This window comes from Haloarchaeobius ordinarius (genome assembly GCF_051801355.1).
In the GTDB taxonomy this organism is placed as follows: Archaea; Halobacteriota; Halobacteria; order Halobacteriales; family Natrialbaceae; genus Haloarchaeobius.
Map to the genome: position 1 here is coordinate 1,688,996 of NZ_CP196560.1, position 26,294 is coordinate 1,715,289.

At 65.4% G+C, this 26,294-nt stretch carries 21 protein-coding genes; 12 read left to right on the forward strand and 9 right to left on the reverse strand.

Features of this window, described 5'->3' with window-relative positions:
* Positions 1-77: 77 nt before the first annotated feature.
* Complete coding sequence (locus tag ACSC1R_RS08800) at positions 78-1,301, reverse strand: MFS transporter (RefSeq protein ID WP_439028689.1); 1,224 nt, start codon at positions 1,299-1,301, stop codon at positions 78-80.
* Positions 1,302-1,421: 120 nt separating this feature from the next.
* On the opposite strand from ACSC1R_RS08800, the gene ACSC1R_RS08805 reads away from it, so the two are divergent.
* Together ACSC1R_RS08805 and pdhA are read left to right on the forward strand one after the other, a co-directional pair.
* The gene (locus tag ACSC1R_RS08805; RefSeq protein ID WP_439028690.1) at positions 1,422-2,105 is read left to right on the forward strand and encodes an MBL fold metallo-hydrolase; all 684 of its coding nucleotides are present in this window, start codon (positions 1,422-1,424) and stop codon (positions 2,103-2,105) included.
* A 60-nt stretch (positions 2,106-2,165) separates the two neighbouring features.
* On the forward strand, positions 2,166-3,269 hold the full coding sequence (pdhA, locus tag ACSC1R_RS08810) for a pyruvate dehydrogenase (acetyl-transferring) E1 component subunit alpha (RefSeq protein WP_439028691.1): 1,104 nt from the start codon (positions 2,166-2,168) through the stop codon (positions 3,267-3,269).
* Between the two features lie 24 nt (positions 3,270-3,293).
* Here pdhA and ACSC1R_RS08815 read toward each other — a convergent pair whose 3' ends face one another.
* Entirely contained in the window at positions 3,294-4,316 is a 1,023-nt protein-coding gene (locus ACSC1R_RS08815; protein ID WP_439025376.1) for a deoxyhypusine synthase, read from the reverse strand.
* A gap of 52 nt (positions 4,317-4,368) precedes the next feature.
* Between ACSC1R_RS08815 and ACSC1R_RS08820 the strand changes: the two genes are divergently transcribed.
* The gene (locus tag ACSC1R_RS08820; RefSeq protein WP_439025377.1) at positions 4,369-4,950 is read left to right on the forward strand and encodes a DJ-1/PfpI family protein; all 582 of its coding nucleotides are present in this window, start codon (positions 4,369-4,371) and stop codon (positions 4,948-4,950) included.
* Between the two features lie 26 nt (positions 4,951-4,976).
* Here ACSC1R_RS08820 and ACSC1R_RS08825 read toward each other — a convergent pair whose 3' ends face one another.
* The 5 genes from ACSC1R_RS08825 to ACSC1R_RS08845 form a co-directional block, all read right to left on the reverse strand.
* Positions 4,977-6,590 (reverse strand): long-chain-fatty-acid--CoA ligase, encoded by a 1,614-nt coding sequence (locus tag ACSC1R_RS08825; RefSeq protein ID WP_439025378.1) that lies wholly within the window; start codon positions 6,588-6,590, stop codon positions 4,977-4,979.
* Between the two features lie 82 nt (positions 6,591-6,672).
* A complete protein-coding gene (locus ACSC1R_RS08830) occupies positions 6,673-8,064 on the reverse strand; it encodes an aryl-sulfate sulfotransferase (RefSeq protein WP_439028696.1) in 1,392 nt (463 codons plus the stop codon).
* Positions 8,065-8,123: 59 nt separating this feature from the next.
* Positions 8,124-9,386 (reverse strand): MFS transporter, encoded by a 1,263-nt coding sequence (locus ACSC1R_RS08835; RefSeq protein WP_439025379.1) that lies wholly within the window; start codon positions 9,384-9,386, stop codon positions 8,124-8,126.
* A 56-nt stretch (positions 9,387-9,442) separates the two neighbouring features.
* Positions 9,443-10,678, reverse strand: coding sequence for a trans-sulfuration enzyme family protein (locus tag ACSC1R_RS08840; protein ID WP_439025380.1), 1,236 nt, complete (start codon positions 10,676-10,678; stop codon positions 9,443-9,445).
* 348 nt (positions 10,679-11,026) lie between these two features.
* Entirely contained in the window at positions 11,027-11,935 is a 909-nt protein-coding gene (locus ACSC1R_RS08845; protein ID WP_439025381.1) for an RIO1 family regulatory kinase/ATPase domain-containing protein, read from the reverse strand.
* A gap of 215 nt (positions 11,936-12,150) precedes the next feature.
* Between ACSC1R_RS08845 and ACSC1R_RS08850 the strand changes: the two genes are divergently transcribed.
* Positions 12,151-12,579, forward strand: coding sequence for a DUF7539 family protein (locus ACSC1R_RS08850; RefSeq protein WP_439025382.1), 429 nt, complete (start codon positions 12,151-12,153; stop codon positions 12,577-12,579).
* A 418-nt stretch (positions 12,580-12,997) separates the two neighbouring features.
* Here ACSC1R_RS08850 and ACSC1R_RS08855 read toward each other — a convergent pair whose 3' ends face one another.
* Both ACSC1R_RS08855 and ACSC1R_RS08860 read right to left on the reverse strand, forming a co-directional pair.
* Positions 12,998-14,203 (reverse strand): CBS domain-containing protein, encoded by a 1,206-nt coding sequence (locus ACSC1R_RS08855; RefSeq protein WP_439025383.1) that lies wholly within the window; start codon positions 14,201-14,203, stop codon positions 12,998-13,000.
* A 354-nt stretch (positions 14,204-14,557) separates the two neighbouring features.
* The gene (locus ACSC1R_RS08860; RefSeq protein ID WP_439025384.1) at positions 14,558-15,304 is read right to left on the reverse strand and encodes an IclR family transcriptional regulator; all 747 of its coding nucleotides are present in this window, start codon (positions 15,302-15,304) and stop codon (positions 14,558-14,560) included.
* A gap of 331 nt (positions 15,305-15,635) precedes the next feature.
* On the opposite strand from ACSC1R_RS08860, the gene ACSC1R_RS08865 reads away from it, so the two are divergent.
* Genes ACSC1R_RS08865 through ACSC1R_RS08900 form a run of 8 tightly spaced genes read left to right on the forward strand, consistent with a single transcriptional unit; the run spans position 15,636 to position 26,270 of the window.
* Positions 15,636-17,018, forward strand: a complete 1,383-nt coding sequence (locus ACSC1R_RS08865; protein WP_439025385.1) for an ABC transporter substrate-binding protein — start codon at positions 15,636-15,638, stop codon at positions 17,016-17,018.
* Between the two features lie 16 nt (positions 17,019-17,034).
* Complete coding sequence (locus tag ACSC1R_RS08870) at positions 17,035-18,054, forward strand: carbohydrate ABC transporter permease (protein WP_439025386.1); 1,020 nt, start codon at positions 17,035-17,037, stop codon at positions 18,052-18,054.
* Positions 18,047-18,994 (forward strand): carbohydrate ABC transporter permease, encoded by a 948-nt coding sequence (locus tag ACSC1R_RS08875; protein WP_439025387.1) that lies wholly within the window; start codon positions 18,047-18,049, stop codon positions 18,992-18,994. The genes ACSC1R_RS08870 and ACSC1R_RS08875 overlap by 8 nt, the downstream gene beginning before the upstream one ends.
* A gap of 2 nt (positions 18,995-18,996) precedes the next feature.
* Entirely contained in the window at positions 18,997-20,130 is a 1,134-nt protein-coding gene (locus tag ACSC1R_RS08880) for an ABC transporter ATP-binding protein (RefSeq protein ID WP_439025388.1), read from the forward strand.
* Positions 20,131-21,279, forward strand: coding sequence for a galactonate dehydratase (dgoD, locus tag ACSC1R_RS08885; RefSeq protein WP_439025389.1), 1,149 nt, complete (start codon positions 20,131-20,133; stop codon positions 21,277-21,279).
* Between the two features lies 1 nt (position 21,280).
* Positions 21,281-22,102 carry an SDR family NAD(P)-dependent oxidoreductase gene (locus ACSC1R_RS08890; protein ID WP_439025390.1) on the forward strand — a complete coding sequence of 274 codons (822 nt, stop codon included), beginning with the start codon at positions 21,281-21,283 and terminating at the stop codon, positions 22,100-22,102.
* Positions 22,099-24,285, forward strand: a complete 2,187-nt coding sequence (locus tag ACSC1R_RS08895; protein ID WP_439025391.1) for an alpha-galactosidase — start codon at positions 22,099-22,101, stop codon at positions 24,283-24,285. The genes ACSC1R_RS08890 and ACSC1R_RS08895 overlap by 4 nt, the downstream gene beginning before the upstream one ends.
* Positions 24,282-26,270: a beta-galactosidase gene (locus ACSC1R_RS08900; RefSeq protein WP_439025392.1), complete on the forward strand. Its 1,989-nt coding sequence runs from the start codon at positions 24,282-24,284 to the stop codon at positions 26,268-26,270. Before ACSC1R_RS08895 ends, ACSC1R_RS08900 begins: the two co-directional genes overlap by 4 nt.
* Positions 26,271-26,294 lie beyond the last annotated feature (24 nt).

Sequence of the window (26,294 nt, forward strand, 5' to 3'; positions counted from 1 at the left end):
GTCTCGGCCTTTAAGGGTGTCGAACCGTTCCGAACGGTGTCTCTCTGTCCCACAGCACCGGCCTGCCACGGGGTGACTCATCGACCTGCCACTGGCCCTGCCTCTCGCCCGGTCCGCAGTCGCAAGAAGATCGGGACGGTGACCACCGCGAGGAGTATCTCGAACCCGCCCGCGGTCAGGAACGCGGTCTCGTAGCCGAACCGGGTCGCGACCGACCCCCCGACGATGATGCCCGCGAGGAAGCCGCTGCTCCCGAAGATGTTGAACCCCGCCATCGCGACGCCACGCTGGTCGTCGCGGGCGAGGTCCGTGACGAGTGCCATCGTCGCCGGGGACATGAGCGCGCCGACTACGCCGACGGCGACCATCGCCGCGCCCGCCAGTTCGACCGTCGGGGCGAAGCCGACCGCGACGACCGCGAAGCCGTACAGCACCGACCCGGCGACGACCGGAATCACTCGCCCGATCTTGTCCGAGGCGACGCCGAAGGGGTACTGGAGGAGGGCGAAGGGCGCGAAAAAGAGCGCGAGCATCAGCCCCGTCGCCCCCGGGCTGAGGCCGAACACGTCCCGGAAGTAGAGGGTGCCGACCAGCGCGAAGAAGCCGGCGGTCAGCCGGTCGATGAAGCCGAAGGCGTACGGAACCAGGAGTATCGGCGTCTCGCGGACGCCGGCGATGGCACTCCAGATGGTCGACGCTGTCTCGGTGTCGGCCGGCGTGTCCTCGCCACCGTCGTCGCGTTCGTCGATGGCGACGGTCGCGAGCACGGCGACGGCGAACAGGAGGACGCTCGCGGCGGCGACCGGGACCAGCGGACCGACCTCGTACAGTTGCCCGCCGAGAGGTGCGCCGAGGGCGGTCCCGGAGCCGATGGCGATGCCGGCCGCGCCCATGTTCCGGCCGTGGCCGCCGTCCAGGTCCATCAACATCGTCATCGAGAGCGAGAACGCGCCGATGGTCGCTGCGCCCTGGAGCACCCGAATCACGAGTACTGCACCGAACGAAACGGTCGTCACTGCGGGCAAGACGGCGAGGACGCCGTAGCCGACGGCTCCGCCGAGGGTCCCGGCGACGACGAACGGCACGCGGCGACCGGTCGCGTCGCTGGCTGCACCCCAGACCCCCGCGAAGGCGACGAAGGCGGCGAACTCGGCGGCGAGGAACCACATCCCGGACTGGAGCGCCGCACCCCCGTCGAAGACGGCGAGCAGCGTGTCGATGCCGGGATACAGCAAGACCTGCGCGAGCAACACGGTGAAGACGACGCTCGCGAGGGCGATGCGGTCACGACGGGTTGTCACGGGGGGCAGTAGGGCGTGCGGGTATGAAGATTGCACGGGTTTTGGCGGAACCTCAGGTACTCGCTGGACACCGGTGGTGCGGCCTCCACGGTTTTGTGCCCCTCGCCCGAAGTGACGGCCATGCTAACCGAACTCGCCGACGGCGTCTGGCAGATACCCTGCCGCGGCGTGAACGCGTACCTCCTCGAAGACGGCGACGACCTCGTACTCGTCGACGCCGGGACACCCTGGGACGCCGGACGCATCCGTGCTGGCGTGCTCGATTCGGGGTCCGTTCTCGGCGACGTCGACCGCGTCGTCGTCACGCACTACGACCTGGACCACGTCGGCTCGCTCGCGAAACTGACGCCCGACCTCGACGCGGTCGTCGTCGCCAGCGAGCACACGGCCAGCGTGCTCCGGGGCGACCGCCGGCCCGACGCACCCGGATTCAAGGGCGTCCTGACGAAGCACGTCCTCAGCCGCTTCGTTTCGCTGCCCGACCTCCCGGTCGAGGCAGTCGCCGACGGCGAGCAGACGGGGAGCTTCACGGCCTACGCGACGCCCGGCCACACACCGGGGCACACCTGCTACGTCAGTTCTGACCTCTCGGTCGGCTTGTTGGGCGACCTCGCGCAGGGTACCGACGACGGCACCCTCGAACGGCTGTCGCGGTTCGTCGACGCCGACCGCGAACGGGCAGGCCGGAGCATCGAGTCGTTCGCAGAGCGAGCACCTGCGTTCGAAATCGCCTGCATGGGCCACGGCGAGCCACTCCGAGGCCAGGGGTACGAACAGGTGCGCAGACTCGCGGCGCGGCGCTGACCCTGCGCGAGAGTCTGTCGTCATCTTTATCGCGGAATCGGCCCTCGGTTGGACTAGTCCATGTCTCAACTCGTCTCGGACCAACCCGACGACCTGCATCGCGTCATCGACCGCGACGGTTCGGTCGTCGACGGGGCATCCGTCTCGCTCTCCGACGACACGCTTCTGGCGCTGTACGAGGACCTCAAACTGGCGCGACGGTTCGACCGGAAGGCCGTCGCCCTCCAGCGACAGGGCCGGATGGGGACTTACCCGCCCATCTACGGCCAGGAGGGGGCACAGGTCGCGAGCGTCCACGCCCTCGACGACGAGGACTGGCTGTTCCCGAGCTACCGGGAGAACGGCGCGATGCTGGCTCGTGGCGTCTCCATGTCGAAGAACCTGGAGTACTGGATGGGGTCGGAAGCCGGGAACGCGGCCCTGCGCGAGCGGAACGTGTTCACCGTCACGAACCCTATCGCGACACAGATACCGCTCGCAACCGGTCTCGCCTGGGGCGCGAAACTGAAAGGTGACAGCCGCGCCGCCCTCGTCCACTTCGGCGACGGCGCGACCTCGGAAGGCGACTTCCACGAGGGGATGAACTTCGCGGGCGTGTTCGACGTTCCGGTCGTCTTCTTCTGTAACAACAACCAGTGGGCCATCTCGGTCCCCCGCGAGAACCAGACCGCCAGCGCGACCATCGCCCAGAAGGCCATCGCCTACGGCTTCGACGGCGTCCGCGTCGACGGGATGGACCCCATCGCGGTGTACGAGGTCACCCGCGACGCGGTCCAGAAGGCGAAGAACCCGGGCGACGACCCCGCCCCGACGCTCATCGAGGCGTTCCAGTATCGCCTCGGCGCGCACTCTACCTCCGACGACCCCGGCGTCTACCGAGACGAAGCGCGCACCGAGGAGTGGCGACAGATGGACCCCGTCCCGCGGTTCGAACGGTTCATGCTGGAGACCGGTCGCCTCGACCAGGAGGGTGTCGACGCCATCGAACAGGACATCGAAGAGCGCCTCGACGAGGCGGTCGACCAGGCCGAAGCGGCGACGACCGACCCGCGCCACATCTTCGAACACGTGTACGCGGAGATGCCCCGCAAGCTTCGGGAACAGCAGGCGTACCTGGAGGCGCTCCGGGAAGAGTTCGGTGACGACGCGCTGTTAGAGGAGTAAATTCAGATGTGATGCGGCGGCGACTCAGTCGTCGTCCGCGACCGCCTCTGCCTCTTCGTTCACCTGCGGGTCGTACTTCTTGAAAGCTTCCGCGACGAGCAGCGGCACCGTCAGAGTCGCTTCGGATTTGACCTCGACGTGGTTCGTCACGTCCTCCTTTATCTTCCCCCACGAGACGGCCTCGTCCGGCGGCGCACCGGAGAGCGAGCCGTCGCCCTCGACGCCGGTCGAGACGTACACCGCGTAGTCCGCGCCGCCGCGGAAGAGGTTCGTCATGATGGCGTGGTGCTTGGGGATGCCACCGCCGAGGACGATGAGCCCGGTCTTATCGGCGAGAAGCCCTTCCTCGATGAGGTCGTCGTAGTCCTGCAGGATTTCGATGCCGATGTCGGAGTCGTAGCCCTGCCTGTAGTAGTAGAGGAAGTTCCCGACCTCGGCGTCGGTGAGCGCCGGACAGAAGATGGGGATGTCGTTGTCGGCGGCGTTTTTCAGGATGGAGTGCTCGTCGTCCAGCGTCGCCCCCAGTTCGCGAGAGAACTCCACCGGCGTACGAAGCTTCTCCTCGGCGAAGAAGTCCTCGAAGAAGTCGTTGAGGTACTCCTCCAGCCAGACGTAGCGGTCCGACGGGACGAAGATGTTGCCGAGGCGGTTGATGCCGCGCTCGCGCATCGCGGCCTCGTCGACGTCCCACTCGCCCATCTTGAACGGCTTCTCGGTCTTGATGACGTCCTCGGTGATGGACCCGGAGGTGGTTATCATCACGTCGACCAGGTCCTCCCGGCAGAGGTACGCGAGCGTCTCGCGCAGGCCCGAGGAGACGATGTTCGAGGTGTACGTGAGGTATATCGTCGCGCCCTCGTCGCGCATCCGTTTCACGATGTCGATGGCCTCGGCGAGGTGGGTCGCCTGGAAGCCGGTCGTCTCGTAACTGGCGAGCATCTCGGTGAGGTCGAACTCGCCGGTGAAGTCGTAGCCGCGCACGTCGGGTGTGTCGAGCTCTTCCTCGGAGCCCGGAATGACGTTGTCCTTGGTGTCGTCGTCGCTCATGTCCGAGTTCTCGTCCCCGACCGATAAGAGGCTTACACTCTTACACGGCAGTATGGACGTTGGAATCTTGCTGTACGATGGCTTCGACGAACTCGACGCAGTCGGTCCCTTCGAGGTGTTCCAGACGGCCGGCGCGCTCGGCGGCGACGTGGAAGCGTCGATGCGGACCCTCTCGCCGGTCGCCACGGTGACCGCGAGCCACGGCCTCGTTGTCGAACCGGACGGTCACCTCGACGAGTACGATGCGGACATCGTACTCGTCCCGGGCGGGGGATGGAACACGGACCCGGCCGAACCGGGTGCGCGTCACGAGTTCGAGGACGGGGCCATTCCCGACTACCTGGCCGACATCCACGAGGAGACGACGGTCGCCAGCGTCTGCACCGGTGCGATGTTGCTCGCCGCGGCGGGCATCCTCACCAACCGCCCGGCGACCACCCACCACACGGCCAGAGAGGACCTGAGCGTGTTCGCGAACGTTCGGGACGACCGCATCGTCGACGACGGTGACGTGCTGACCGCGGGCGGAGTGACGGCGGGGCTGGACCTCGCGTTGCACCTGGTCAGACAGCACTGTGAGGCGGGCGTCGGCGAGGCGGTCGCGGACGAGCTAGAGTACCAGCCGCGGGTGTAGAACGGTACGATACGAGGGCTGTGGGGTCACCCCTGCCCGACCATGTCTTCCTCGTCGTCCCACTCCCGCTGGCGGAGCTCGTACTTCTGGACCTTTCCGGTCGCGGTGGTCGGGAGCTGTTTCACGAACTCGAACCGGCGGACGACCTTGTAGCTCGCGAGGTGCTCGCGGGTGTACGCCGTGAGTTCCTCGGGTTCGACACCGGGGTCTTGCACGTCGCCGTTTTCGGGGACGACGTAGGCCTTCGGCGTCTCACCCCACTGCTCGCTGGGCGAGGGGATGACGGCCACCTCGGCGACTGCGGGATGGTCGAACAGTGTGTCCTCCAGTTCGATGCTGGAGATGTTCTCCCCGCCGGAGATGATGATGTCTTTCTTGCGGTCACGGATGGCTATCATCCCGTCCTCGTCCACGGTGGCGAGGTCGCCCATGTGGTAGTAGCCCTCCAATCGGTCGTTGAACGCTTCCGCCGTCGCCTCGGGCTTGTTCCAGTAGCCCTCCATCACCATGTTCCCGCGCACGACGACCTCGCCGATGGTCGAGTCGTCGTGTGGGACGTCCTCGCCGTCCTCGTCGACGACGCGCACGTCGGTGCCGAGGTAGCCCAGTCCCTGTCGTTTCTTGACTGCGAAGCGGGCACCGTCGTCGTCGTCGAAGAACCGGCGGAAGTCCGAGGTCGTGATGAGCGGTCCGGTCTCGGTCGCGCCGTAGACGTGTATCAGGTACCAGCCGAACTCGTCCTCGACGGTACGGATGGTCGCTTCTGGCGGGGCCGCCCCGGCCGTGGCGACGCGGACGTCGTTCGCGCCAGTGGTGGTCGGCTCGTGCTCGTCGTAGTAGTTCGCGAGGATGTTGAGCACCGTCGGCGCGCCACAGAAGTACGAGACGTCCTCGGTCTGGATGGCGTCGAAGACGGCCGCGGGTTCGACGCCGCGGGTGCAGACGTGCCTCGCGCCCATCCCGGTGATGGCGTAGATGTGGCCCCAGCCGTTGACGTGAAACATCGGCAGGGTCCACAGGTAGACGTCGTCGTCGCTGATGTCCTGGTGGATGGTGATGAGGTAGGCGTGCAGCGTCTCGTTGCGGTGGGTCCGCATCACGCCCTTCGGGTCGCCGGTCGTCCCGGAGGTGTAGTTGATGGTGACGACCTCGTCCTCGTCCATCTCGGGTCGGTCGTACTCGCCGTCGGACTCGTCGAGCACGGCCTCGAAGTCCTCCCAGTCCCCGCTGACCGCGTCTGCGTCGTTGCAGACGAATATCTCGGTCGGCACCTCGTCGCGGACCGCCTCTATCTTCTCGGCGTACTCGTAGTCGGCGACCACGGCGTCGACCTCCGCGTCCGTGAGGATGTACGCGAAGTCGTCGGGCGTGAGCCGATAGTTCAGCGGCGTGTGGACGCCCCCGAGTTGCATCGTCGCGTACGCCGCCTCCAGGTGGTAGTGCGTGTTCGGGTCGAGGACGGCCACGCGGTCGCCCTTCTCGATGCCCCGTGCCTGGAGCGCCGCGGCGAACCGGTCGACGCGATTCCCCAGGTCGTCGTAGGTGAAGCGTTCGCCGTCGGTCGCGACGACCGCCTCTTCGTCGCCGTACAGTCGTCGGGCGCGGTCGAGGAAGTCCGTGACAAGCAATGGCTTGCGCATAGGTGCCATTCGAACCGCCTCCAAATATTATTGATTGTTCATGTAAGAAGCAGGATTCGCCGTCGCGGGGTGGCCGGCGGCCTCACTCCCCACCCGACCAGCGGTACCGACGGGCGAAGCGGTAGGTCGCGAGCGACCCTTCCGTCCCCAGCCATCCGAGCAACACGAGAACGCCCAGGATGCAAAAGAACATGTCCCAGCCCGTCATCCAGATGGGGCTGACCCACGGCGCGTAGTGGCCCCACATGGTCGCGAATTCCATCGCGTACCCCTCCATCGGGGTGCCCGCGAAGGTGGCCTGTACCGAGGTCCGGAACGGGACGCTGTCGCCGCCCCCTGCGGTGAGCCGGGCACTACCCGTTATCGGGTACGTGCCACTGGCGTTCATGTCACGGATGGTCGGACCTGTCTGGACCGACTCGTCGCCGGTCCCCAGCCGTTCCGCGTCGTACGGGCCCCAGGTCGCGTAGTACTCCCAGACGACCTCTCCGTTCGGTGTGATCTCCAGGATCCGGTGATTGAGTGTGTCGGTGACGAGCGTGTTCCCGTTCGGGAGGCGGTCGGCGTCGCGTGGCCAGTTGAGCGTGTTCCTGCCGACCGTCCACGTGCGAACCCACTCGCCGTTCTCGTAGGCGTACTCGACGATGCGGTTGTTCCCGGAGTCGGCGACCAGCATCGTCGGGGTGCCGTTGTCGCTGACCATGAAGTCGGGGTTGTGCTGTTCGTTGAGGATGGAGTGGTCGCCGTCTTCGCCGAGTTGCATGGTGACGTTCTTCGTCTCCATGTCGACGACGACCGCCTGGTCGAAGTTCCGCGGCGAGAGCAACAATCGGCCGTCGCCGATGGCGTCGACGTCGTTGCTGTGAGTCCAGTCGGCGTTGTGTCCGCCGTCGGTCTCGGCCGGGAAGTGGTCCTTGTACTCCCACCGCCACGTTACCTGGTCGGTGGTCAGGTTGTACACCACGATTTCGTCTTCACTGGTCGCGTTCTCGCTGTCCCACGCGCGCATGTGCGAGATGACGAGTTCGTCCTCGCTCAGCATGTCCGCGTCGTGGGTGTCTTCGAACGGGAACTTGCGCTCCCAGACCCGTTCTCGCGTCCGTGGGTCGAGTTCGTAGATGAGCGTCTCACCCGACCGTGGCGAGACGACGAGGAGGTTCCCGTTCGGGAGCGGGTCAACGTCGAAGAACCACGCGTTCTTCCCCTCCGTGCTGTTGTACACCCACTCCGTGACGCCACGCTCACCCGCGGCGACGAGTCGGGCGGGCTTCTTGTCGTTCGTCGTGCCGCGGAACGTAAATCCCTGCACGCTCACGACGGTCGTGTCGTTCGCGGGACTCGTCACCGTCCCTCGCTGGAGGGAGGGCTGGTCGGCCGGGTCGTACGTGACCGCACTGACCACGGCGGGGGAGACGAGCAACAGGACGAGGGCGAGGACGACTGCACGGGCTATCCATGGCTCGATGGAGGGCAACTGTCGCACGCACGAGGCTCTGAGTGGCGCAAAAGAGTATCTTGCGAATTCCGACAGTATCACCACTCGGTCAGGGCACCGGCGCCCTGCGTGTACCAGAGCGATCCGAGGAACGCGAGGACACCTGTCATCGCGGAGAGACCACCCACGTAGAACACCCACTGCATGCCGACCTGTGTCATCAGGAACCCGCCGAGTATCGGCGCGCCGACGCTGCCCGGTCGCCAGACGAGTTCGCGGATGCCGAAGCTGGACGCGACCCCGGCTCCATCCGTTCCCTCGTCGGCGAACAGCGCCATGCTGGCCGGTTCGCGGAAGGAGTCGGCGATACCCAGCAGCATGTTCAGTCCAACGAGGACGGGGAACGCCGACGAGAGGTCACCGAGAATCGGGTACGTCTCGGGCAACCCGAGCGCCGTCCCGACGGCCGGCGAGAACGGGACGAGCACGGCGACGACCGCGTACATCGAGCCACCGAAGAGGACGAACAGGGACCGGCCGAACCGGTCGGAGAGTTTGCCGGTGTGGGGTTGTAAGAGCATGTTCGTCAGCTTCTCCGACGTGAGGACGACCGCCACAGCGAGGCCGGCCTCGGTGTAGCCGAGCCCACCCTGGGCCGCCGCGACTCCGGCGTAGATGGGGACCCACGTCCGGACGAGCGTGACGGCGACGGCGTACTGCGCCCGGAAGCTCGTCAGGGTGAGGATTCGCTCGTTGAGGGCGAGGTCGGAGAACGGAAACCCCTCGATACGCGTCTCGTCGGCCGGCAGGAGGACCCAGACCGCCACCGTCGCCACGGTCATCATGCCCACGATGAGGGCGTAAATCGGGGTGAACCCGACCTGCTCGTAGAGGATACCTGCGGAGAGTCCGCCGAGGATGGCAGCCGCGAAGCGCCACGCGTTCGCCTTCCCGATGTAGTTCGCGCGCTCGTCGTAGGCTGCGAGTTCACCGACCATCGAGAGGGACATGAGCCCCGACCCGGTGACGGCGAAGCCCTGTATCCCACGCACCACGATGAACTCCAGGCTCTCCCCGTCGAAGATGGAGATGGCCGCGAACCCGACGTAGGCGACGATACTGATGGCGAGACTGAGAACCAGCACGTCCCGTTTGTCGTAGCGGTCACCGGCCCACGCCAGCGGGACGACTGCTACGGTCTGGGCGATGGTGAACCCAGAGATGAACAGCCCGACGACGAGCCCGGACGGGTCGAAGAGGTTGATGTAGAACGGCAGGAGTGTCGCCAGGGTGACGAACCCGAATCCGGTCGCGAACCGCGTCAGGTACAACGCGAAAAAGCGCGAGTCGTCGTCGGTCACTGCCCGAGGCTCCGGCAGTCCGAAACAAGTCGGTTCCGATTCCGGCTACGCTCCGGTCAGGCCGTCACGGCGAAGCGGTCCGCGAGCACCGAGAAGCCACGGTCGAGGTCGGCGATGAGGTCGTCGATGTGTTCGATGCCCACGGAGACGCGAACGAGGGTGTCCGTGATGCCGATGGCCTCGCGCTCTTCTCTCGGGAGCGGTTCGTGGGTCATCCCGGCCGGCAGTTCGATGAGCGACTCGACACCGCCGAGGGAGACTGCGAGCGTGAACTCTTCCAGCGACTCGAGGAACGCCTTCGCGTCGTCGATGTCCCCGGCGAGTTCGAAGCTCAACACCCCCCCGAAGCCGTGCATCTGTTCACTCGCCAGCTCGTGTTGTGGGTGGCTCTCCAGCCCGGGGTAGAACACGTTCTCGACGAGGTCGTGGTCTTCGAGGTACTCCGCGATGACCGTCGCGTTCGCCTCGTGCTGGCGCATCCGGAGCGGGAGCGTCTTGATGCCGCGCATGAGGAGGTAGCTGTCGAACGGGGAGAGCATGTCGCCGAGACCGATCTGCTGGATGAACGTGAGCTGGTCGGCGAGTTCGTCGTCGTTCATGATGACCGCGCCGCCGACGGAGTCCGAGTGACCGTTGAGGTACTTCGTGGTGCTGTGGGCGACCACGTCGGCACCGAGGTCCAGCGGACTCTGGAAGTACGGGCTCATGAAGGTGTTGTCGACGCCGAACACCGCGTCCGCGTCGTCGGCGAGTTCGGCGATGGCCGCGATGTCGCACATCTTCATGCGCGGGTTGGTCGGGGTCTCCATCCAGACCATCGTGGTGTCGTCGGTGATGGCGTCGGCGACGTTCTCCGTGTCGGTCGCGTCGACGAACGAGACGTCGACGTTCAGGCGGGACTCGAACATGTCTTCGAACATCCGACGGGTGCCCGCGTAGAGGTCGTCGAACGCGACGACGTGGTCGCCGGGGCGGACGACCGACATGACGACCGAGGCGATGGCGGCGGTGCCGGAGGAGAACGCGAACGCGTGCTTGCCGCCTTCGAGCGCACCGAGGCGCTTCTCGAGGGCGTGGCGCGTCGGGTTCGACAGGCGCGAGTAGACGAACTCGCCGTTGTCGGGGTCGATGTCCTCGAGGCTCATGCTGGTGTCGAGCCCGGGTAGTGCGAACGTCGACGCGAGGTGGATGGGCGAGACCACGTCCCCGACCTGGGGTTCGCCGGGCGTGGGCTCTTCACCGTGGCTGACTGCGAGCGTCTCGAAGCGGCTTGGGTGCTCCCCGTCGTTCATGGTTGACGATGACGGTGAGTTTTGCCTAATAACTTTTCATCTGTTAGTAATTTTCACGATTTAGTTTATTATTCGGGCGTATCAGGCCTGCTATGTGGTGTCTATCCTCTCGACAAAGCTATCATACTGTTGTCGTTTGGGCGGTCGGTCCACCGTCGATGGCCGGGTGTGTCCCGGTTTCGCGGCCGACCGATACCCGAAGGACAGTCGCTTCGGCGCATGGCGGTGTCGTGTCGCTGGTTTCACGCAACGCCCCGATTTGATATCGCGTCCTGGGGTTTATTCTGGCCACGGCACGGGTGCGTTGCTCACCGTTCTGTAGGCACGAACCCGCAAGAAACAGGTTTCTCAGCCTGCGTGCTGCCGGACAGACTCGAACTCACCGGCCGCGATGGCGTCGGCCACGGCGCCTTCGTCGATGTCGGGTACCTCCTGGGGATACTTACGCCGGAAGTACCCGACGATGTTCCGCAGGTCGCGTTCGAGGAACTCCTCGGCGTTGTCGTGTTCGGTCGGGACTGCCTGGGGCCAGTCGAAGACCGTGACGCCCGACTCCGAGACGAAGACGTTGTACTCGCTCATGTCGGCGTGGACGAACCCCTCCCGATACGCGGTCGCCATCTCGCGGACCACGAGGTCGAGCACGCCCACGACCTGCGCTGATTCGAGTTTCGCGCGCGAGAGCTCGACCCCATCCATCTTCTCCATCACGATGGCGTGGCGGTTGTGGTCGATGGGTCGCGGGACGGACACGTCGGGGTAGAGTGACTCCAGTCGTTCGTACTCGCGTTCGGCGGCCTTGCGCGCGGTGTAGAGCCAAGAGACGTGGTCGCGGTCGCTGGTGTAGTCCCGTTCGCGCATCACCTCACGGAAGTTGGTGAACCCCTCGCGGTGGTACTTCAGCGCCAGCGGTTTGTACGACTGGACCTCGAACACGTCGGACTCTTTGCCGACCCCGAGGGAAGAGCCGAAACCCTGGATGGTGTCGCGCTCGGCGAAGGTGTGTAACGCGAGTGCGTCGTACCCCTCGAAGGTGAGTTTGTACCCCTCGTACTGGATGGTCTTGCGTTCCAGCAGGCCACGGTCGAGACAGCGGTCCAGCCGGTAGTCGACGTTCTCGATGGTGAGCCGCGAGAACTTCGGAATCTTCTCACGCTGGACCCACTCGGAGAATCGCATCCCCTGCTCGACGCCCGAGAGCAGATAGAAGTCCTCAGCTTCGAGGTCGGACATCAGGGGGGCGACGTTCTGTACCATACCGCGGGTGTAGCCGGGCGGGCGGTAAAAGCCCCGCGCGTCACCGCCGATACACCACATAAATCGTATCTTGCGATACAGAATCTGCTTTTCCGCTCTCGTCGAGTATCGAGTGTGGGTCGGGCTGGTGTCCAGGATACCGGCACCTCTGTTCGGACTCCATCAGCTGGACGTCCGGTGCGAACGCTGATTGGTGTAGCCGACCTACCAGGGATATGGTCGAGTTCCCGGACGAGCGTCAGCTCGTCATCGAAGCCCGTGCTCAGCTGGTCGACTGGACGAACAGTGCCCGGACACAGGCGTACGACGAACTGTTCGAGGGCGAGGAGCCACTTCTCGCTCCCGAAGACCTGCAGCTCCTCGACGCCATCGACTCCGCACTGGAACGACAGGGAGGCGACGGTGTCTGGGGCACCGACCAGTACGGGATACACACGGCTGGAACGTCGAGTTCGAGCAGCTCTATCGGCGTCGTCTGTGTGTATCACCCACAGATTACGAAAGACTCCGTTCTCCGAGGCCCAGACGGCATCGACGACGACGCCGAAGAGCGGATCAACGCAGCGCTCTGGACGTACAGCGAGCGCGTCTCGACGCTCATCGAAGAGCGGCTCGACGAGTACGTGAGGGAAAAGCAGGGATAGGACGTCGTCCAGTCCACGGATTCGTGTGGCCCGTCGGCGCTCGGAGACAGACGCCTCGGCTACTGTTGTCTGGTTCGCTCGTGTTCCGGCGCGAGGTCGAGAAACACGTCTTCCTCGACACCACAGACTGGACAGGTGTGTACGAAGTGAAGACCGTCCTCGTCGCGCTTTTCGACCCGCCACTCGGACCGGGAACGGGCCTGGTTGTCACACGTAGGACAGCGTTTGGGGTGGTCCTGAAGATAGGTACTCATGAAGTCGATAAACGACTTCGTTCCGTGGCGGTACGTTGGCATCGTCCGTAACCTAGGCTGGGCTCACGTATCAGTGCATACCTGTTCTGGAAGGTACCGCCCACGTATCTCACGTTCCTGACAGCAGGGACTGCCATCGGAGACCGCTGTGCTGGACGAGACCGTTACGCTCCGAGCCACCACCCGTACAGCTTCTCCTGCTCGTCGTCGTCGCGGCGCTTTCGTCCGTGGTGGTAGGTCTTCCCCTTCAGGAGCTGTCGCTCGATCGCGTTCGCGGCGAGACGGAGTGCGTGCGCAGCGCCGTACCCCTCTCCATCGGCGGTGAAGTACCCCCGGTCGGTGACCAGTCGAATCCGAGCCAGCACCAGCGGGACCCCCCGACTCTGCTCTTTGTGCTCTTTGAGTTCGATGCTGGCCTTGATGACGGTCATCTCGCCGTACTTCGCAGTCACGCCCTCGATGAGCGCGGCCACGTCGTCGTAGTCCATCTCCTCGAGCAGGTCGAGACCGAACACCTGAACAGCTTGCCGGTCGTCGCGTTCCCAGGTGAGTGCCTCGATGACGTCGGTCTTCGTGATGATTCCGACCGGTTTGTCGGTGTCGTCGTCGGTGACGACCAGCGAAGAGATCTCCCGGTCGAACATCGTCTCCACCACGTCGTCGAGTGGTGCGTTTCGTCGGACCGTGGCGACCGTGTCGGACATCACGTTTCGCACGGGCAGGTCGAGCATTCGTTCGGTGTCCCCCCCTCGTGAGCCGCCACCGCCGGTTCGACCACGGCGGCCACCGCGACCGCCGGCCCCCGTCGTTCCTCCCTGGGCCTTCCGGCCGCCGCGGGTGGTGAAGTCGATGACGTCGTACAGACTCACCATCCCGACGAGGTCGCCCTCGTCGACGACCGGGAGGTGTGCGATACGTGCTTCGCGAAGTGTGTTGAGTGCCTTTCCGAGCGTGGTCTCGGGAGTCGCACTGATGAGCTTCGTCGTGTAGGCGTCCTCGACCGTTGCGGCGTCGAGGAACGGGCGTACCGCCTTCAGGACGGCGTCGGCAGTCACGACGCCAACGACCTGTTCGTCACGGAGGACCGGGAGCGTCTTCGCGTCGCTCCCGATCATGAGTCGAGCGACCTCACGGACGTCCTCGGTGCGGTCGACGGTCGGGACGTGCTGGACCTGCGAACCGACCTTCGCCGAGGGCTGGTTCGACGACGAGGCCAGCTGCCGACGGCTGACGACGCCACGATACTCCTCGCCGTCTGTGACGACGACCGCGTCGAGTTCTTGATTCTCGAACGCACCGGCGACCTTCGACAGCGGCGTCCCGATGTCGAATTCAGTGAATTTCGTTGAAAGGATATCTGAGATATTCATCCTGGAACTAGATACCGAGACGGGCGCAAGACGGTTATAACTGCCTGACCTGTTTTGGACAGTATCGTAGATATTTATTGCCAGCTAGAGGGTCACCGGTGGATACTCACTCGACGCTCTGTGAGTTCTGGGCGGGGCTCCCGACGGCAGGCCGGCGTCGTAGTTCAGTTCTGGGCGAGAATTATATGATTAATTGCATATGTGGTCCAGTCGCTCGTTCACGGCTTCGTTCACTCACTGTGAACCTACTCTCGAAACGTCAGCAGAAATCACTGTAAGGGGATACTAGATTCTGCCCGAGGAGGCTGTATCACACCGAAATACGATATATTCACCGATACTGAACGAACGTGCTCAACTCGACACGAACTCGACGGTCACGCTGTTCGCACAGCTGATGACCAGCCCCGGCATGTCCTCGTCGAGGCGTTTCCCACTCATCCGGTCGGTCGGGCCGGAGACGCTCACGGCCCCGACCGCCACGTCGGCGTCGGTGAGTATCGGTGCGGCCACGGCCCGTCGGTCCGGGCTGAGTTCGCCCCGGTCGAACGCCAGCCGCTGGTCCCGGGCGGTCCGGAGCTGGCTGGCGAGTTCGTCCCGGTCCGTGGTGGTTCGCTCGGTACGCGGCGCGAGTTCGTCGCCGAGGAGTTCGTCGCGCTCTCGCTCCGGCTTGTTGGCCAGTATCGCCTTCCCGCCGGCACAGGCGTGCAGGGGGGCACGACCCCCGTCACGGATGGGGTCGTCCACGTCGGAGCCGGCGCTGAACACGTAGACGGCCTCGCCTTGCTCCTCGACGACGAGGCTCGCCGTCTCCCCGCTGGACTCGGCCAACCGTTCGACGTGGGGGCGGGCGACCTGGTACAGTTTCTCGCGTGCACGTATGCGAGAGCCGAGGTCGAGGAATCGCAACCCGAGACGGTACTCGCCGTCCTCGCGAATCACGTACCCCAGCTGTTCGAGGGTCCGGAGATGGTTGTGGACACCGCCTTTCGACAGGTCGAGCCTGTCGGCGAGTTCGGTGACGCCTGCCCGTTCGACCGTCGTGAGTTCGTCGACGACGCGGAACGTCGTCTCGGTCGCACCCACCGGATACGCTCCCATGGTCATCACGAAACACCCCCTCCATATAAAGCCGTTTACGACTGCTGAACGATACTCGGTGATAAATGGTGTTGGACCGGTTCTTCGGGATGACGTATATAGCGGTATTGGGGGCTATTGAGCGTGTTTTTCGGATAATCGCCGATTCCGGGCTGGTCGAAGTCGTTCACTATCGGTGAATGAAAAGAAGGATAATTTTTCTGGTAATATTGGGGATTGTTGCGGTGCTTTTTCGGCAAAAAACGCAGCACATCGCGGGGATAGTTTAGCTCTCGACATTTTACCAAAAGTATTAAGTTTCTATTTTTCATGCTGTATGACAGTGGTCAGCATGAGTGGTAAGGAACGGTCCATCGACAGGCGGACGGTCTTGAAAGGAACCGGCGCAGCGAGCCTCTTCGCGCTCGCGGGTTGCGTCAGCACCGGCGGCGGCGACGACACCACAAACGGTGGCGGCGGTGGCGGTGGCGGTGGCGGCGGAGGCGGCGGCACCGACGACGACACCAGCAGTGGCGGCGGTGCCTCGATGGCACAGAGCATCGAAGCGTGGGGCTGGGACGTCGCTGCGAAGTCGCTCGACCTCACCGACGACCCGTACGAGGAAGCCAACGGCGGGGACGTCGCCATCAAGCAGTTCGGGCGCTCCGACATGAAAGACAAGTTCAAGTCGAAGCTGCTCGCCGGCTCCGGGGCACCCGCCGCGGCGATGATGGAGAGTGTCGACGCGGCGGCCTGGATCGACACGGGCGGCCTGCGCGATGTCTCCGGCTGGCTCGACGACGACGTCAAGAGCAAGTTCGTCTCCGGCAAGTGGGGTCCGCTCACGAAAGACGGTGGCGTGTACGCGATGCCGTGGGACATCGGCCCGGTCGGAACCTTCTACCGGCAAGACGTCCTCGCAGAGCACGACATCGACCTCTCGACGGTCGAGACGTGGGATCAGTTCATCGAGGAGGGCAAGAAGCTGCCCGACGGCCAGTACATGATCAACCTCCCGTCGAACGACTACGACGGCCTCTGGCGGATGCAGTACCGCCAGCTCGGCGGCCAGCCGTTCACGAAGGACGGCAAAATCGCGTTCAACAACGACACCAGCGTCCGCGTGGCCCAGAACCTCAAAGCCATCAACGACGCGGGCATCGCCGACAACAAGGCGTCGTGGTCCAGCGCGTGGTTCTCGTCGTTCGGCGACGGGACCATCGCTTCCCTCAACGGCGGTGCGTGGATGGAGGGCACGCTCAAGGCAGAACTCCCGAGTACGTCCGGCAAGTGGCGCGTCATGAAGCCCCCGGCGTACGAGAAGGGCGGTGGCCGCGCGACGAACTGGGGTGGCTCGAACCTCGTCATCGCCGACCAGGTCAGTGAAGCGAAGGCAAAGCGTGCGTGGGACTACATGCAGTACACGCTCGCTTCGAAGGAGATGCAGATCAAGATGTACAAGAACTTCGGCATCTTCCCGGCGTACAAGCCGGCGTACGAGTCGGACGAGTTCGACACGAAGAACGAGTTCCTCGGCGGCCAGCGCGCCGGTCGCATGTTCGCCGAGGTCGCCCCGAACATCCCGTCGTACCGTTACAGCGTCGACACGCCAGAGGTCACCAAGGCCATCAACACGCACTTCAGCGACATGATGGACGGCAAGGTGAGCCCGACGAAGGCGGTCGAGAAGGCAGCGAAACAGGTTGCAGACCGTACCGGTCGCGACCTGGCCTGACACCGCACCACCGTTCATGTCATTCGAAACAAATGTCGACGAGCGGCAGGCATCGCGGCGGGAGACCGTCGTGGACGCCTTCAGGAAGCGCCGCCAGCAGCTGACGCGCACGTTGCCGGAGCTGCCGGGGGTGCCGTACTTCTTCCTGCTGCCCTTCTTCCTCCTGTTCGGCGTGTTCCTCGCGTTCCCCATCGTCTACACGCTCTACCTCTCCTTTTTCGAGTTCCAGAGCGTGGGTGGGGACGCGTTGCTCACGTTCGACTTCGGGTTCTACCAGTTCACCCTGACCGCTATCGCCGACCTGAAGTTCGTCGGCCTGGCGAACTACGGGCGGTTGCTCTCTGACGGGCAGTTCCACCAGGCGATGTACAACACGGTGTTCATCCTGGTCGTCCAGGTCCCGCTGATGATAGTCATCGCGCTCGCACTCGCGGTGGCACTGGACGCCGCCTTCGTCAGGGCTCGCGGGCTGTTCCGCACGCTGCTGGCGCTGCCGGTGTCGGCGAACCTCGTCGCGTACGCGACCGTGTTCGTCCTGCTCATGCAGGAGACCGGACTGGTGAACTTCATGCTCGGGACGGTCGGCATCGACCCAATCCCGTGGTTCCAGAACGACTTCTGGTCGCGCATGACCATCGTCGGGGCGGTCACCTGGCGCTGGACCGGCTACAACATGATCATCCTGCTCGCGGGCCTGCAGAACGTCCCGCGACAGCTGTACGAGGCCGCCGAAATCGACGGCGCGAACCGCATCGAGAAGTTCCGGTACGTGACCCTGCCACAGCTCAAGCCCGTGCTGTTGTTCGTGGTCGTCACCTCGACCATCGGCACGTTCAAGCTGTTCTCCGAGCCGCTCATCGTGAGCCAGGCCGGGGCGTCGGCGGAGGCCACGCGGACCATCGTCCAGTACATCTACCAGATGGCGTTCAAACAGTTCCAGCTGGGCTACGCGAGCGCGTTGACGTGGGTACTCATCGCCGTCGTCAGCGTCCTCTCGGTCGTCCAGATAAAAGTCGGCGGTGATAGCGATGAGTGAGCAAGAAGCCCAGCGCGAGTTCGCCTGGAAGGTCGTCACCTACCTGTTCCTGCTCGTGGCGGTCGTCGTGACCATCGTCCCGCTGTACTGGATCGTGGTCGCCTCGACCCTCAAGGAGGAGGCGTTCCTCGCGGCGGGCAGCGCTCCGAGTCTGCTTCCCGGCGGGGAGTTCCTGAGCAACTTCGCCGCCCTCCAGGAGCGCACGAGCGAGATATACTTCCTGAAGCTCAAGGAGTTCGTGCTGGCGTTCAACGTCGGCGGAACCCCTGTTCGGGTCACGTTAATCCCCGGATTCGACGGGTTCCAGCTCGGTTTCGTGGGTGCCATCGGGAACAGCGTCTTCATCGGCGTGGTGTACACGCTGCTGTCGCTGGTCATCTGTTCGATGGGCGGGTTCGCCTTCGCGAAGTACGAATTCAAGTACAAAGAACCGATCTTCTATACGATTCTGGCGACGCTCATCCTGCCCATCCAGTTGCTGGTCATCCCGCTGTTCCTGCTGATGTCGCGCATCGGCATGACCAACACCTACTGGGCTATCATCCTGCCCTGGGCGGCGAACCCCCTCGGCATCTTCCTGATGCGCCAGAACATGCGCTCCATCCCGGACGCACTGCTGGAGTCCGCACGCATGGACGGCGCGACGGAGTTCCAGCTGTTCTACCGTATCGCACTCCCGACGATGAAGTCCTCGCTGGCCGCCCTGGCCATCATCCTGTTCCTGTTCCAGTGGAACCTGTTCCTGTTCCCGCTGGTCATCCTCGGACAGGAGAAGTACACTATCCCGGTGGCCATCAGCGACCTCGTCGGCGCACAGCGCGTGTACTACGACCAGATAATGGTCGCAGCAGGGCTCTCTATCATCCCGATATTCCTGCTGTTCCTGTTCTTACAGAAGTACTTCGTGAGCGGCATCCTGGCCGGTTCGGTGAAAGAGTAACCATGGCAACGATCAATATCGACACGGTACGCAAAGAGTTCGAGAACGACGAAGAGGGCACCATCGTGGCCGTCGAGGACATCGACCTCACCATCGAGGACGGTGAGTTCCTCGTGCTGGTCGGCCCCTCGGGCTGTGGCAAGACGACGACGCTGCGAACCATCGCCGGACTGGAGGACGTGACCAGCGGCGAGATATACTTCGACGAGACGGAGGTGAGTGGGAAGCGCGCCCGCGACCGCGACGTCGCGATGGTGTTCCAGAACTACGCGCTCTATCCGCACATGAACGTCCGCCAGAACATCGGCTTCGGCCTGAAGCTCTCGACCGAGCTGTCCTCGGCGGAGATTCGCCAGAAGGTCGACGGGGTCGCGGAGATGCTCGGCATCTCCGACCTGTTGCACAAGAAGCCCAAGGAGCTGTCGGGCGGCCAGCAACAGCGGGTCGCTCTCGGGCGCGCCATCATCCGCGAGCCCGAGGTGTTCCTGATGGACGAGCCGCTGTCGAACCTGGACGCGAAGCTCCGGGCGCAGATGCGGACCGAGTTGCAGGAGTTGCAACACGACCTCGACGTGACGACGGTGTACGTCACTCACGACCAGACGGAGGCGATGGCGATGGGTGACCGCATCGCCATCATGAACGACGGCGTCCTCCAGCAGGTCGGGAGCGCCGAGGAGGTGTATCGCAGTCCGACGAACGAGTTCGTCGCGGACTTCATCGGCTCGCCGAGCATCAACCTGCTCACCGCCGAGGTCGACGGGTCGACTCTGCGCGGTCCCGGCGGCTTCACCTACGAACTGGACGACGACTCGTGGGTCGAGGGCTACGACGAGGTCCGGCTGGGCGTCCGCCCCGAGGACCTCCGGCTCACGGACGGACCGGGCAACGACGCGGAGGTGACGGTCGTAGAACCGATGGGTAACGAGAACTTCCTGTACATGGAACTGGCAGACATCGAACTGACGGCACGTATCGCGAGCGCGCTCCGGCCGAGTCCGGGCGAGACGGTGACACTCGACTTCGAGGAGGAGTCGCTGTACCTGTTCGACCCCCGCACGGGTGACGCGCTGAAGACGAAGACGGACGAGACCGACGTCGAAGTGGGGCAGTACGCCCCGGAGGGTGGTCGGTAGATGCGCATCGTCGACTACGAACTGTACGAGGTCCCGCCGCGCTGGCTGTTCCTGCGACTGGAGACCAGCGACGGGACCGTCGGCTGGGGTGAACCCGTCGTCGAAGGGCGGGCCCACACCGTCCGGGCCGCGGTCGAGGAACTGCTGGATACGTATCTTCTTGGGAAAGACCCCTCGTCCATCGAGGACCACTGGCAGACGATGTACCGCGGTGGCTTCTATCGCGGTGGGCCAATCCTCATGTCCGCCATCGCCGGCATCGACCAGGCGCTCTGGGACATCAAGGGCAAGCAGTTCGGCGCGCCAGTGTACGAACTGCTCGGCGGCGCGGCGCGAAACCGTGTCCGCGTCTACCAGTGGGTCGGGGGCGACCGGCCCGAGGGTGTCGCGGAAGCGGCCGCCGAGAAGGTCGACGAGGGATTTACGGCGCTGAAGATGAACGCCACGGCCGAGATGCGCCGGGTGGACAACCCGGCCGCGGTCGACGATGCGGTGGCCAGAATCGCGGCGGTCCGCGAGGCCGTCGGTCCGGAGGTCGACATCGGCGTCGACTTCCACGGCCGGGTCTCGAAGTCGATGGCCAAGCGGCTGGCGAAGGCGCTCGAACCGCACGACCCGTTCTTCATCGAGGAACCGGTCCTGCCCGAGCACAACGACGCCTTACCCGAAATCGCCTGCCACACCACGACGCCCATCGCGACGGGCGAGCGGATGTTCTCCCGGTGGGATTTCAAGGAGGTGTTCGAGTCGGGTGCGGTCGACGTCATCCAGCCGGACCTGAGCCACGCCGGCGGCATCACCGAGGTGAAGAAGATCGCCGACATGGCAGAGGCGTACGACGTGGCGATGGCCCCGCACTGCCCGCTGGGACCCATCGCGCTCGCCTCCTGCATCCAGGTCGACGCCTGTTCGCCGAACACGCTCATCCAGGAGCAGAGCCTCGACATCCACTACAACGAGGGCGGGGACGTGCTCGACTACCTCGCGGACCCCTCGGTGTTCGAGTACAACGATGGCTACGTCGACCTGCCCGACGGCCCCGGTCTGGGCATCGAGATAGACGAACAGCACGTGCGCGCCAAGTCAGGCGACGTGAACTGGCACAACCCCGTCTGGCGCCACGAGGACGGCAGCGTCGCGGAGTGGTGAGATGCCGTTCGACGTACCTCTCCCCGACGGTGGCGGCCGGTTCGGGAACGACACGGTCCTCGTGACGGGGTCCACCCGCGGTATCGGCGAGGGCATCGCGAAACGCTTCGCCCGCGAGGGCGCGAACGTGGTCGTCACTGGGAGAACGGTCGAGGCAGGCGAGGCGACCGTCGCCGAAATCGAGAGCGAGGGCGGCGAGGCCGTCTTCGTCCGCGCGGACATGCGCGACCCCGACGACATCGCGGCGCTCGTGGAAGCCACCGCCGAGGAGTACGACGGCCTCGACGTGCTCGTGAACAACGCCGGCGTCGAGACGAACACGGCGGCCGACGAGGCGACGATGGACGACTGGGAGTTCGTCCTGGAGACGGACTTCCGGTCGTACTGGCTCTGTGCGAAGCACGCCCGCGAGTACATGGACGAGGGGGCCATCGTGAACGTCTCCTCGAACCACGCGTTCCTGACGATGCCCGAGCTGTTCCCGTACAACGCGGTCAAGGCGGGAATCAACGGGATGACGCGAGCAATGGCGCTGGACTTCGGTCCCCACGTCCGGGTCAACACCGTGAACCCGGGCTGGGTCGCCATCGACCGGACCACCGGCGATATGGACCCCGAGTACCGCGAACACCTGAACTCGATTCACCCGGTCGGCCGGGTCGGCAGGCCGGAGGACATCGCGGGCGTGGTGGCCTTCCTCGCCAGCGACGACGCCGCCTTCATGACCGGTGAGTCGGTGCTGGCCGACGGCGGCCGCTCGCAGGTGATGCAGGACGACATGCTGCCGGACTATGGCGAGCGCCGCGAGCGAGGCCCCGAATGAGCCCGGGCGTGACCGTGACCGGTGGCGAGACGACCGTCACCTACGACCCGTCCGTGCGACGATTCACCATCCAGCGCGAGACCGCCGGCGGGGAGACGACTCTGCTCTCCGGCATGCTGTGCCTGTCGCTCGACGACGGCGTCGCCCCGGTCGCTGGCTCACCGGCTACGGTCGACCCGGTGCCGGACACCGACGAGGGTGCCCGCATCGCCCACGACGACGACTGGCAGACGACTGTCGACCTCGTGCCCGGTGACGGCCACGTCGACGTCCGTGTGTCGGTCCGACTGTTCCCGGGGAGCGCCGCCGAACTCGGTGACCTCCGAGTGCTGGCCGACGCGGACGCGCCGGCCTACGGGTCCGAGTCGGCCGTCTACCGCCACGGCTACCAGTCGTGGACCCCCACCGGGACGCTTCCCGTGGGCGAATCGTTCCCCGAGGAACCGGCCGACAACGTCCCGATGATGCTCGACCCGGTCGCGCCCGAGAATACCTCGAACTACCTGACGGCGCTGGTCGGCGACGAGGCGTCGCCCGACTGCACGCTTGGCTTTCTCGACCACTCCCGATTCGTCACCCGGTTCGACGTGGACCGTGATTCCGAGGGCGTTCACGGGGTCGAGGCGGTGTGTCCCGGCGACGGGGCGACCGTCAGCGACACTCACGATGGCCGCCTCCGCCTTCCGACGCTCAGAATCGACGCGACGAACCCGGTTCCAGACGCCATCGAATCCATCGCGGGTGCGACCGCAGCGCGGATGGATGCCCGAGTTCCGGACCGGGTTCCCACCGGGTGGTGCTCGTGGTACCACTACTTCACCGAGGTCACCGAGGCGGCCGTCCACGAGAACGTCGAGGCCATTTCCGACTGGGGCGTCCCGCTCGACCTCGTGCAACTGGACGACGGCTACCAGACCGCCTTCGGCGACTGGCGAACCCTCGCAGAGGGGTTCGAGGACATGGCCGGTCTCGTCGAGGACGTGGACGCGGCGGGATACGACCCCGGCCTCTGGCTCGCACCGTTCTACGTGCAGGCGAACTCAGAGGTCGCCCAGTCGAACCCGGACTGGCTGGTTACCGAAGACGGCGAGCCGGTCGACGCGGGGGCGCGACACGGGCCGATGTACGGCCTCGACACGACCCATCCCGAGGTGCAATCGTGGCTCGAAGAGACGTTCACGACCATCGTCGACGACTGGGGCTTCTCGTACCTCAAGCTCGATTTCCTCTACGCGGCCGCCCTCGACGGCGACCGGTACGACGACGGTGCGACCCGCGCCGAGGCCTACCGGCGAGGTATGGCGACCATCCGCGAGGCGGTCGGTGACGACACCTTCGTCCTCGGCTGTGGTGCCCCGCAGGGCCCCAGTGTCGGGCTGGTCGACGCGATGCGTGTCGGCCCCGACACTGCACCCCACTGGGCGAACACGCCCGCCAGCGAACCGGCCCACGAGAACGCGATTCGCAACGTGCTCAACCGGCAGTGGACCCACCGGCGCTGGTGGGTGAACGACCCTGACTGCCAGCTCGTGCGCGAGACGACCGACCTCTCGCTGGCCGAGCGACGGAGCTTCGCCGCCATCGTCTCACTGCTCGGCGGCTCGAACTTCGTGAGCGACCGGGTCGCTGAAATCGAAGACGTGGGTCGTGAACTGGTCGAGCGCTCGCTCCCGCCGGTGAAGACGGGCCGGGTCGAGGGCGTCGGTGAGACCGAGGTCCCGACCCGAATCGTCACGGAGCGGGACGCTGACGGCGGCCGGGCCGTGGCCGTCTTCAACTGGAGCGACGAGCCGCGACGGCTGCGGGTCGACCCAGCGGATTACGGGCTAGCCGACGCGAGAGCGTGGGACGCATTCCGAGAGGAGGCGTCCGTGGGCCCGGTCGGGCGCGAGGTCCCGGCACACGGCTGTCTGCTGGTGCACTTCGCGCCCACACACGACAGGCCGCACCTGCTCGGGACCGACCATCTGGCTGGGCTGGCCTCGCAGGTCGAGGCGGTCGAGTGGGACGACGACGTGACGCTGACGGTCGACCTGACCGCCGAGCAGCCACAGTCCGCCGTGGTCGCCACTCCCGAGAGCTGGCGAGTCGACGGGTGTGATTCTAGTACCGACGACGTGGCGCGAGTCACCCTCACGCCCGGCGAGAACGCACTGCGATTCACTTCTACTTCCAACACATGAGCATCGGCGTCTGTTACTTCCCCGAACACTGGCCCAGTGAGAACTGGGAGAACGACGTGGCACAGATGGCCGACGCCGGCCTCGAGTACGTCCGCATGGCGGAGTTCTCGTGGGGTCGCGTCGAGCCCGAACGCGGCGAGTTCGACTTCGCGTGGCTGGACGAGGCGGTCGAACTCGTCGGTGAGCACGGCATGCAGGCCGTGCTCTGTACCCCGACCGCCACGCCACCGAAGTGGCTGGTCGACGAACATCCCGAGATACTGCAGGCCGACGAGGACGGCACCTCGCGCGAGTGGGGCAGCCGGCGGTTCACCTGCTTCAACTCGGAGACCTACAGGAACGAGACGCGGCGCATCGTCCGGAAATTCACAGAGAGATACGCCGACAACCCACACGTCGCGGGCTGGCAGACCGACAACGAGTTCGGCTGTCACGACACCGTGCGCTGTTACTGCGACGACTGCGCCGACGCGTTCCGGGACTGGCTCCGCGAGAAGTACGCCGACATCGACCACCTCAACGAGTCGTGGGGCAACACCTTCTGGAGCCAGCAGTACGGCTCCTTCGAGGCTGTCGACCCGCCCCGCCCTTCACCGGCAGAACGGCACCCCTCGCGCCTGCTGGACTACTACCGGTTCGCGAACGACAGCGTGGTCGAGTACAACCGGCTTCACGCGGACCTGATTCGAGAGGTGAACGACGACTGGTTCGTCACGCACAACTTCATGGGCGACTTCGCCAGCCTCGACGCCTACTCGCTCGCGCCCGACCTCGATTTCCTCGGCTGGGATTCGTACCCGACCGGGTTCGTCCAGGACCGCCGGCAGGGCGAGGCCACCGTGCCCGAACTCCGGGCCGGCGACCCCGACGAGGTGAGCATGAACCACGACATCTACCGTGGCGCGAAGCAGGCCCCGTTCTGGGTGCTCGAACAGCAACCCGGCGACGTGAACTGGCCCCCCTACGCCCCGCAGCCGGGCGAGGGCGCGATGCGGCTCTGGGCGCACCACGCGGTCGCTCACGGCGCAGATGCAGTCTGTTACTTCCGCTGGCGGCGCTGCCGCGAGGGACAGGAGCAGTACCACGCCGGGCTGCGGAAGGCCGACGGCTCGGCCGACCGCGGGTATCACGACGCCGTCCAGACCGCCGAGGAACTGTTCGACCTCGACCCCGTGGATGCTCCCGTTGCCATACTCCACGACTACGAGAACCTCTGGGCGACCGAGATTCAGCCGCACAGCCCCGACTGGGACTACTGGTCGCACCTCAGGAGCTACTACGCAGCCGTGCGCCGCCACGGCGTACAGGCCGACGTGGTCCACCCGGAGACCGACCTCTCGGGGTACGAGGCCGTCCTCGCGCCCGCGCTCCACCTCGTCGACGACGAGCTCGCGACCCACCTCACGGAGTACGTCGAGTCCGGCGGCCACCTCCTGCTCGGCGCCCGAACCGGCCTGAAGGACCGGTACAACAAGCTCCACGACGCGCCCGCTCCCGGCCCGCTGGCCGACCTCGCCGGCGCGACGGTCGACCAGCACGAGAGTCTTCCCGACCAGGTGCCGACCGAACTCCGGTACGAGGGCGAACGGTACGACTACCGGACCTGGGCGGAGTGGCTCGAACCGGGGGACACCGAGTCCCTGGGCGAGTTCACGACTGGAACTGCCGACGGTCGCTCTGCGGTCACCGCGACCGACCGTGGCGACGGTCGAGTCACCTACTGCGGTGTCTGGCCGGAGACGGACCTGGCAGACGCGCTCGTGGCCGACGTGCTCGACGCGGCCGGTGTCGCCCGCACCGGCCGGCTCCCCGACTCGGTCCGGGTCGCCGAGCGCGACGGCTACGCGTGGGTGACGAACTTCGGCCCCGACGACGTGGAAATCGTCGCGCCCGATGGTGCGGCATTCCTCGTGGGCAGCGAGCGCATCGGCGGCTACGACGTCGCTGTGGTCGACGCGCCGGCGCACGAACTCGGCGTGGAATAGCACCCCGAAAATCAGGGCGTCCCT